Genomic DNA, 9456 nt, shown 5'->3' on the forward strand with positions numbered 1-9456 from the left:
CTTGTCCCGCCCCCGTCGCCCCCGGACGAGGATGGTTCGGGTTGACTGGGGGGATGGATTTTCCGACCGTCGATCTGCCGGCCCTGCCGCCGTTGCTTGCCGCGCCCGCGCCCGGCTGGGTGGAGACCACCGACGTGATCGTGGTGGGTTCCGGGGTGGCCGGGTTGACCGCCGCACTGCACCTGCGCGAGGCGGGTCTGCACGTCACGGTCGTGACCAAGGTCAACATTGATGACGGTTCGACGCGGTGGGCGCAGGGTGGCATCGCCGCCGTGCTCGACCCGGCCGACACCCCGGCGGCGCACGCCCGGGACACCGAGATCGCCGGGGTGGGGCTCTGCGACCCGGCGGCGGTCCGGGCGCTTGTCGAGGAGGGTCCGACCCGGCTGCGGGAGCTGATGCGGATCGGCGCCGAATTCGACCGCCACCCGGACGGCTCGCTGATGCTGACCCGTGAGGGTGGGCACCGGGCGGACCGGATCGTGCACGCCGGTGGCGACGCGACGGGCGCCGAGGTGCAGAGGGCGTTGCACGCGGCGGTGCAGCGCGACCCGTGGATCCGACTGGTGGAGCACGCCCTGGTGCTGGACCTGCTGCGGGCGCCCGGCGACGGCCCGGACGGCCTCGGCCCGGCCTGTGGGATCACCCTGCACGTGCTGGGCGAGGGCAGCGAGGACGGTGTCGGCGCGCTGCTGGCCCGGGCGGTGGTGCTCGCCACCGGCGGAATGGGGCAGGTCTTCGCGGCCACCACCAACCCGGCCGTGTCCACGGGTGACGGGGTGGCGTTGGCGATGCGGGCCGGCGCGGCGGTCACCGACATCGAGTTCGTCCAGTTCCACCCGACCGCCCTGATCACCCCGCCCGGCGCGGGGGTGCCCGGCGCCGGCCACGCGCAGCAGCCGCTGGTCTCCGAGGCGTTGCGCGGCGAGGGCGCGCACCTGGTGGACTCCGACGGCAAGCGGTTCATGGTGGGCCAGCACGAACTGGCCGAGTTGGCTCCCCGCGACGTCGTGGCCAAGGGCATCCACCGGGTGCTGCTGGCCAGCGGCGCCGACCATGTCTTCCTCGACGCCCGGCACCTGGGCGGGGCTTTCCTGGCCAGCCGGTTCCCGACAATCGTTGCGTCCTGCCTGGCGATCGGCGTGGACCCGGCCACCGACCTGATCCCTGTCGCGCCGGCCGCGCACTACGCCTCCGGCGGCGTCCGCACGGACCTGCGCGGTCGCACCTCCATCCCCGGCCTGTACGCCTGCGGCGAGGTCGCCTGCACCGGTGTGCACGGTGCCAACCGCCTGGCCAGCAACTCGCTGCTGGAGGGGCTGGTCTTCTCCCGGCGGATCGCCGACGACATCGCCGCCGGGCTACCCGAGCAGGCGCAACCGGCGAACGTCGGCGCGTGGCGCGGCAGTGCGGGCTGGCTGCTGCCGGCCGAAGCGACGCCGACCCTGCAACGGGCCATGACGCGGGGCGCCGGGGTGCTCCGCTCGGCCGCGACGCTGACCGGCACGGCGGGGACGCTTACCGAGTTGGGCACCGCCCGTGGTCGGTCGAGGACCGCCGACTGGGAGGCGACGAACCTGCTCACTGTGGCGTCGGCGCTGGTGGCCGCCGCGTACGCGCGCGCCGAGACGCGGGGATGTCACTGGCGGGAGGACTTCCCGACTGTCGACGAGCGGTGGCTGGGCCACCTGGTCGGGTCGGTCGGGAGGCAGGGCGGGTTGACGCAGCAATGGGAGGGGCGGCAGTGAGCGCGAGGAGTGAGCCGAGTTTGCGAGCCCCGCAGTCGCGAATGGAGACGGAAATGACGGAGTCGACGCAGGCGGCGTTGCGGGCGGCCGGACTGGATCCGGCGCAGGTGCGGCAGGTGATCGAGAACGCGCTCGTGGAGGACCTGGGACCGGATTTCCTCGACGTCACGAGCGTGGCGACGATCCCGGCTGAGCAGAGCGACACGGCCGACCTGGTGGCGCGAGCGGACGGTGTGCTGGCCGGGCTGGCCGTGGCCACCGCGGTGTTCGAGCTGGTCGGCGAGGTGAGCGCGTTCGGGCGTACCGTCGAGGTGTCGGAGCTGGCCCGCGACGGTGAGCGGGTGGCGCGCGGCGACGTGCTGGCGACGGTGACCGGCCCGACCCGGCTGCTGTTGACGGCCGAGCGGACGGCGCTCAACCTGCTCTGCCGGATGTCCGGGGTGGCCACCCACACCCGCGCCTGGGCGGACGCCCTGGCGGGCACCAAGGCGATGGTCCTGGACACCCGCAAGACGACGCCGGGCCTGCGGGCGCTGGAGAAGTACGCGGTGCGGGCCGGCGGGGGCACCAACAAGCGGATGGGCCTCTACGACGTCGCCATGATCAAGGACAACCACAAGCTGGCCGCCGGGAGCATCACCGCCGCGTACCGGCGGGTGCGGGAGGCGTTCCCGGAGGTGCCGGTGCAGGTCGAGGTGACATGCGTCGCCGAGGCTCTGGAGGCTGTGGAGGCCGGCGCGGACTTCCTGCTCTGCGACAACATGACGCCGGAGGCGCTGGCCGAGGCGGTGGCCGCCGTGGGCGACCGGGCGGAGCTGGAGGCCACCGGCGGGCTCACGCTGGAGGTGGCTGGCCGGTACGCGGCCACCGGCGTGGACTTCCTCTCGGTAGGTGCGCTCACACATTCGTCGCCGATCCTGGACATCGCGCTGGACCTGCGCTCCGAGTAGTTGTCTAGGCTGCGTGCGTGCTGCTCTGCATCGACATCGGAAACACAAACACCGTGCTGGCGACCTTCGACGGTGACAAGCTGGTGCACTCCTGGCGGATCAAGACCGATGCCCGCTCGACGGCGGACGAGCTGGGCCTGAAGTTCCGGGGTCTGCTCGCCGGGGACAACGTCGAGATCACCGGTGTGGCCGCCTGCTCCACGGTGCCGGCCGCTCTGCGGTCGCTGCGGACCATGCTCGGCCGCTACTACGCCGACGTGCCGAGCGTGATCGTCGAGCCCGGAGTACGGACGGGCGTGCAGTTGGCGATCGACAACCCGAAGGAGGTGGGCGCCGACCGGGTGGTGAACACGCTCGCCGCGTACACCCTCTACGGGGGGCCGTCGATCGTCGTGGACTTCGGCACGACCACCAACTTCGACGTGATCAGCGGTCGGGGCGAGTTCCTCGGTGGGGCGTTCGCCCCGGGCATCGAGATCTCCTTCGACGCGCTGGCAGCCCGGGCCGCCCAGCTGCGCAAGGTCGAGGCGACCAAGCCCCGCTCGGTGATCGGCAAGAACACCGTCGAGTGCCTCCAGTCCGGCCTGTACTTCGGCTTCGCCGGGCAGGTGGACCGGATCGTCGAGCGGATGACCGAGGAACTGGGCGAGGTGAAAGCCGTTATCGCCACCGGTGGCCTCGCCTCCCTGGTGATCAACGAGTGCCGCAGCATCACCCACCACGAGCCGATGATCACCCTGATCGGCCTGCGGATGGTCTACGACCGCAACCGCTGACCCCGCCGGGCGTCAGCGCCGCCGGGCGCGCAGGACCATCGTGCGGTACGGCAGGTCGACTGTCGCGCGCCCGACCAGGTCCGGATGGGTGGCGAAGAGTGCTCGCAGCTCCTCGTCGATCGCCGCCCGCTGTTCCGCCGGGGCGGTGAGCCAGTACGAGCGGGTGTGCAGCATGGCGACTATCTCATCCGGCGTGAGCGTGGCGCGGTGGGTGAACTCGCCCAGCTCGATCGCCCCGAAGGCGGAGCCGAAGTCGGTGTACCTCTCGATCACGTCGCCGGCGTTGTCCCCCAGACGGGCGATCCGTCCCAGTTCGGCGACCCAGCCCACCTGATCGTCCCGGAGGTTCCAGATGGGGGCGAACGTCCCGCCCGGTCGCAGCACCCGCGCGATCTCGGCGTGCGCCCGCTCCCTGTCGAACCAGTGGTACGCCTGCCCCACCACCACGGCGTCGGCGGATCCGTCGGGCAGCGGCACCGACTCGGCGCCGCCGGCCAACGCGGTGCTGCCCGGCGTGGCGGCGTCCAGCCGGGCGCGCATCTCCGGGTCCGGCTCGACAGGGGTCACCCGGTGGCCGAGTGCGAGCACCCTGCGCGTGAGGATGCCGGTTCCCGCACCCAGGTCGACGACCCGGGCGGAGCCGCTGAGCCCGTCCAGCGCCCACCGCACGGCTTCGATCGGATAGCGGGGCCGGAACCGGTCGTAGTCGGCTGCGGCCATACCGAACGAGAGTGCCTGAGTGTGATCCGCCATGGCGGGCAGGCTATCCGGTAACGGGCACCTGAGCGCTTGAGTACGCTCGGGCCTGACCCCCAGTAGTCTTCGTGACGAGGAAGCGTGCCGTGAGCGAGCAGAACGCCGTGCCAGTGGACCCCGCCGACGACCTTCCGGAGCAGATGAAGGTCCGCCGGGAGAAGCGGGACCGGATGCTCGCCGAGGGCGTCGAGCCGTACCCGATCGGTTTTCCCCGCACCAGCACGCTCGCCGAGATCCGCGCGAAGTACGCCGACCTGGCGACCGACACCGCGACCGGCGACCAGGCCTCCGTCACCGGCCGGGTGATCTTCGTACGCAACACCGGCAAGCTCTGCTTCGCCACCCTGCGCGACGGTGACGGCACCGAGTTGCAGGCGATGCTCTCCCTGGACCGGGTCGGGCCGGAGCGGCTGGAGGCGTGGAAGCGCCTGGTCGACCTCGGCGACCACGTCGGCGTGACCGGCGAGGTGATCACCAGCCGCCGGGGCGAGCTGTCAGTGCTTGCCGACAGCTGGGAGATGACCGCCAAGGCGCTGCGCCCGCTGCCGGTGGCCCACAAGCCGCTCTCCGAGGAGGCGCGGGTCCGGCAGCGTTACGTCGACCTGATCGTCCGGCCGCAGGCCCGGCAGATGGTCCGCACCCGTGCCGCAGCCGTACGCAGCCTCCGCGATTCACTGCACGGGCAGGGTTTCATCGAGGTGGAAACTCCGATGCTGCAACTGTTGCACGGTGGAGCGGCGGCCCGACCGTTCGTGACCCACAGCAATGCGTTGAGCACCGATCTGTATCTGCGAATCGCCCCGGAACTGTTTCTCAAGCGCGCAGTGGTCGGCGGCGTCGACCGCGTCTTCGAGATCAACCGCAACTTCCGTAATGAGGGTGTCGACTCTTCGCACTCGCCGGAGTTCGCGATGCTGGAGACGTACGAGGCGTACGGCGACTACGACACGATGGCCGAGTTGACGCGCAATCTCGTGCAGCAGGCGGCGATCGCGGTCGGCGGGTCGACGGTGGTGACCCACGCCGACGGACGCGAGTTCGACCTCGGCGGGGAGTGGCGCTCGGTGACACTGTTCGGAGTCCTTTCCGAAGCGCTCGGCGAGGAGGTCACGGTCCGCACCGAACGGTCCCGCCTCGTGGAGTACGCCGACAAGGTGGGATTGGCCGTGGACCCGAAGTGGGGTCCGGGCAAGCTGGCCGAGGAACTGTTCGAGGAACTGGTCGTACCCGGCCTGGAGGCGCCCACCTTCGTGCGGGACTACCCGGAGGAGACCAGCCCACTGACCCGGGCACACCGCAGCGAGCCGGGCCTGGCGGAGAAGTGGGACCTCTACGTCCTCGGCTTCGAACTGGGCACCGCGTACTCCGAGTTGGTCGACCCTGTGGTGCAGCGCGAGCGGCTGCTGGCCCAGGCGCAGCTCGCCGCCCGCGGCGACGACGAGGCGATGCGTCTCGACGAGGACTTTCTCCGGGCGATGGAGTACGGAATGCCGCCGGCGGGCGGTATGGGAATGGGAATCGACCGCCTGTTGATGGCCCTGACCGGCCTCGGAATTCGGGAAACCATCCTGTTCCCGTTGGTTCGCCCTGAGTAGTCTCAGCTGGCTCTCAGCGTGCCGTAACCGCATCCTATTGACGGGCCAAGCGGCGCACGGGTTATTGTGCTCTCGTTAGCAGGACGACCCTGCTCGAAAGGAATGTGGGACGTGGCCAAGCAAATCATTCACAAGCTGGTCGATGACCTGGACGGTGGGGACGCTGACGAGACCGTCAAGTTCGCGCTCGACGGCGTTCAGTACGAGATCGACCTGTCCGGTGCCAACGCCGCGAAATTGCGCGACGTATTCGCGCCGTACGTGGGTGCCGGCACCAAGGTGGGTCGCGGTGGCGTGGTCATCGGCGGTCGGGCTGCCCGCGGCAGGGGCGGCGCAACCGCTGACCGGGAGCAGAACAAGGCAATCCGGGAGTGGGCCAAGAAGGCCGGCAAGGACATCTCGGATCGGGGTCGTATCCCGCAGGAGATCGTCGACGAGTACCACGCCAAGCGCTGACCCGTTCAGCAATCGGTGGCCGCTGGCCGCCGCAGGGCGACACCGACGCCGGGCCGGAGATTCTCCGGGCCGGCGTCGCCGTCTCCGCGCTGTCCCCGGCCCCGGGAAGCTTTCGGGTCGGACCGGCGTTGTCCACAGCCGGTGGAGAAGATATCCACAGCCTGTGGACGACCTCCCACAGGGCCGCGCGCGGCGTTCGTCGCCGGTGCCGGCCCACCCTCCGTGGGCCCCGGAGACGCTCCGAGGGCCCGGAGAAGGCTTCCGTCGCGCCGGTCGGATTTCGCTCTGCGCGTAGCGACAGGGGTACCGGAACACCTCCTGAGCGCGGACGGTTGTGCAAAACGACGCGGAACTGACCCAGACCAGAGACACACGACCTCAGCTGAGTCGGTCAGCGACGATAGAGTAAGGAGGCACGGACGCCCGTCTTGGACGTTCGCGCACCGGCCCCGCCAAGATCTTGACCATCAAGGCGCACGGCACGTGAGGAGCACGAGGGCATGTTCGAGCGGTTCACCGACCGAGCGCGACGGGTTGTCGTCCTGGCCCAAGAAGAGGCCCGGATGCTCAACCACAACTACATCGGTACGGAACACATCCTGCTGGGCCTGATCCACGAAGGTGAAGGCGTGGCAGCCAAGGCCCTGGAGAGCCTCGGCATCTCCCTGGAGGGCGTCCGTCAGCAGGTCGAGGAGATCATCGGCCAGGGCCAGCAGGCGCCGAGCGGGCACATCCCGTTCACGCCGCGGGCCAAGAAGGTGCTGGAGCTGTCGCTGCGCGAGGCGCTTCAGCTGGGGCACAACTACATCGGCACTGAGCACATCCTGCTCGGGCTGATCCGTGAGGGTGAGGGCGTCGCCGCCCAGGTGCTTGTGAAGCTCGGCGCCGACCTCAACCGGGTCCGCCAACAGGTGATCCAGCTGCTGTCGGGCTACCAGGGCAAGGAGCCGGCCGCCGCTGGCGCCGCGCCGGGTGAGGCCGCGCCGTCGACCAGCCTGGTGCTGGACCAGTTCGGCCGTAACCTGACCCAGGCCGCCCGGGAGGGCAAGCTCGACCCGGTCATCGGGCGCGAGAAGGAAATCGAGCGGGTCATGCAGGTGCTGTCCCGCCGCACCAAGAACAACCCGGTCCTGATCGGTGAGCCCGGCGTCGGTAAGACCGCCGTGGTGGAGGGGCTGTCCCAGAAGATCATCAAGGGCGAGGTGCCCGAGACTCTGAAGGACAAGCAGCTCTACACGCTCGACCTCGGTGCGCTGGTCGCCGGTTCCCGCTACCGCGGTGACTTCGAGGAGCGCCTCAAGAAGGTGCTCAAGGAGATCCGTACGCGCGGCGACATCATCCTGTTCATCGACGAGATCCACACCCTGGTGGGTGCGGGTGCCGCCGAGGGCGCGATCGACGCGGCGAGCATCCTCAAGCCGATGCTGGCCCGTGGTGAGCTGCAGACCATCGGCGCCACGACGCTCGACGAATACCGCAAGCACCTGGAGAAGGACGCCGCGCTCGAGCGTCGTTTCCAGCCGATCCAGGTGGGTGAGCCGTCGCTGGCGCACACCATCGAGATCCTCAAGGGCCTGCGCGACCGTTACGAGGCGCACCACCGCGTCAGCATCACCGACGCCGCCCTCGTGGCCGCTGCCACCCTGGCCGACCGGTACATCTCCGACCGCTTCCTTCCGGACAAGGCGATCGACCTGATCGACGAGGCCGGCGCCCGGATGCGGATCCGTCGGATGACCGCGCCGCCAGACCTGCGTGACTTCGACGAGCGCATCGCCCAGGTGCGTCGTGACAAGGAGTCCGCGATCGACGCGCAGGACTTCGAGCGCGCCGCCCAGCTGCGTGACAAGGAGAAGCAGCTCCTCGGTCAGAAGGCGCAGCGGGAGAAGGAGTGGAAGGCCGGTGACCTGGACGTCGTCAGCGAGGTTGACGACGAGCAGATCGCCGAGGTTCTCGGCAACTGGACCGGCATCCCGGTCTACAAGCTGACCGAGGAGGAGACTTCGCGCCTGCTGCGCATGGAGGACGAGCTGCACAAGCGCGTCATCGGCCAGGAGGACGCGGTCAAGGCCGTCTCGAAGGCGATCCGGCGTACCCGGGCCGGCCTGAAGGACCCGAAGCGCCCCTCGGGCTCGTTCATCTTCGCCGGCCCGTCCGGTGTCGGTAAGACCGAGCTGTCCAAGGCGCTTGCCGAGTTCCTCTTCGGCAGCGAGGACGCCCTCATCCAGCTGGACATGTCCGAGTTCCACGACCGGTACACGGTGTCCCGGCTCGTGGGTGCCCCTCCCGGCTACGTCGGCTACGACGAGGGCGGGCAGCTGACCGAGAAGGTGCGACGTCGGCCGTTCTCGGTGGTCCTGTTCGACGAGATCGAGAAGGCCCACCCGGACGTGTTCAACACGCTCCTGCAGATCCTGGAAGACGGTCGGCTCACCGACGGTCAGGGTCGGATCGTGGACTTCAAGAACACGGTCATCATCCTGACCACCAACCTGGGCACCCGTGACGTGGCCAAGGCCGTGTCGCTGGGCTTCCAGCAGTCGGAGGACTCCGAGTCGACCTACGACCGGATGAAGCAGAAGGTCAACGACGAGCTCAAGCAGCACTTCCGGCCTGAGTTCCTCAACCGGATCGACGACACCATCGTCTTCCACCAGCTGCGTCAGACCGAGATCCTCTCGATCGTGGACATCATGATCCGGCGGATCGAGACCCAGCTGCACAACAAGGACATGGGTCTGGAGCTGACCGACAACGCCAAGAAGTACCTGGCTGCGAAGGGCTTCGACCCGGTGCTCGGTGCCCGTCCGCTTCGTCGCACGATCCAGCGCGACATCGAGGACAACCTGTCCGAGCGCATCCTGTTCAACGAGCTGACCCCCGGTCAGATCGTGGTTGTCGACTGCGAAGGCGACCCGAACGACATCGACAAGTCCAAGCTCGTCTTCCGGGGTGCGGAGAAGCCGGTCGAGGTTCCGGACGCCGTGCCGGCCGACCTCGGTGGCACCGCCGCCGCAGGCGCGGACGAGTAGTAGAACCAGCAGCAAGGGGCGGGGCCCCCGGGGCGGAAACCCCCCGGGCCCCCCCGGTTGGCGTACCCCACCACCCACACCACCCCAAACCCCCTGCCCCCCCCCACCCCGCCCGGCCGCCCCCCCCCCGCCCAAACCCCCCC

General features: G+C 69.6%; 7 protein-coding genes. 6 read left to right on the plus strand and 1 reads right to left on the minus strand.

What is annotated here, in order from left to right:
• Nucleotides 1–53: 53 nt before the first annotated feature.
• The 3 genes from ACPXB1_RS09280 to ACPXB1_RS09290 are packed head-to-tail and all read left to right on the plus strand — an operon-like array spanning nucleotide 54 to nucleotide 3474.
• Complete coding sequence (locus tag ACPXB1_RS09280) at nucleotides 54–1748, plus strand: L-aspartate oxidase (RefSeq protein WP_425735060.1); 1695 nt, start codon at nucleotides 54–56, stop codon at nucleotides 1746–1748.
• 53 nt (nucleotides 1749–1801) lie between these two features.
• Nucleotides 1802–2698 carry a carboxylating nicotinate-nucleotide diphosphorylase gene (nadC, locus tag ACPXB1_RS09285; RefSeq protein WP_425735061.1) on the plus strand — a complete coding sequence of 299 codons (897 nt, stop codon included), beginning with the start codon at nucleotides 1802–1804 and terminating at the stop codon, nucleotides 2696–2698.
• 17 nt (nucleotides 2699–2715) lie between these two features.
• Complete coding sequence (locus tag ACPXB1_RS09290; protein ID WP_355590039.1) at nucleotides 2716–3474, plus strand: type III pantothenate kinase; 759 nt, start codon at nucleotides 2716–2718, stop codon at nucleotides 3472–3474.
• 12 nt (nucleotides 3475–3486) lie between these two features.
• On the opposite strand, the gene ACPXB1_RS09295 is transcribed toward ACPXB1_RS09290, so the two are convergent.
• A complete protein-coding gene (locus ACPXB1_RS09295; protein WP_355590036.1) occupies nucleotides 3487–4227 on the minus strand; it encodes a class I SAM-dependent methyltransferase in 741 nt (246 codons plus the stop codon).
• 89 nt (nucleotides 4228–4316) lie between these two features.
• On the opposite strand from ACPXB1_RS09295, the gene lysS reads away from it, so the two are divergent.
• From lysS to ACPXB1_RS09310, 3 genes are all read left to right on the plus strand, one after another.
• The gene (gene lysS, locus ACPXB1_RS09300) at nucleotides 4317–5825 is read left to right on the plus strand and encodes a lysine--tRNA ligase (protein ID WP_355590033.1); all 1509 of its coding nucleotides are present in this window, start codon (nucleotides 4317–4319) and stop codon (nucleotides 5823–5825) included.
• A 111-nt stretch (nucleotides 5826–5936) separates the two neighbouring features.
• Nucleotides 5937–6281: a histone-like nucleoid-structuring protein Lsr2 gene (locus tag ACPXB1_RS09305; protein WP_007466057.1), complete on the plus strand. Its 345-nt coding sequence runs from the start codon at nucleotides 5937–5939 to the stop codon at nucleotides 6279–6281.
• Between the two features lie 500 nt (nucleotides 6282–6781).
• The gene (locus ACPXB1_RS09310) at nucleotides 6782–9313 is read left to right on the plus strand and encodes an ATP-dependent Clp protease ATP-binding subunit (protein WP_355590030.1); all 2532 of its coding nucleotides are present in this window, start codon (nucleotides 6782–6784) and stop codon (nucleotides 9311–9313) included.
• Nucleotides 9314–9456: the final 143 nt, after the last annotated feature.

This window comes from Micromonospora sp. DT68 (assembly GCF_049847245.1).
Taxonomy (GTDB): domain Bacteria; phylum Actinomycetota; class Actinomycetes; order Mycobacteriales; family Micromonosporaceae; genus Micromonospora; species Micromonospora profundi.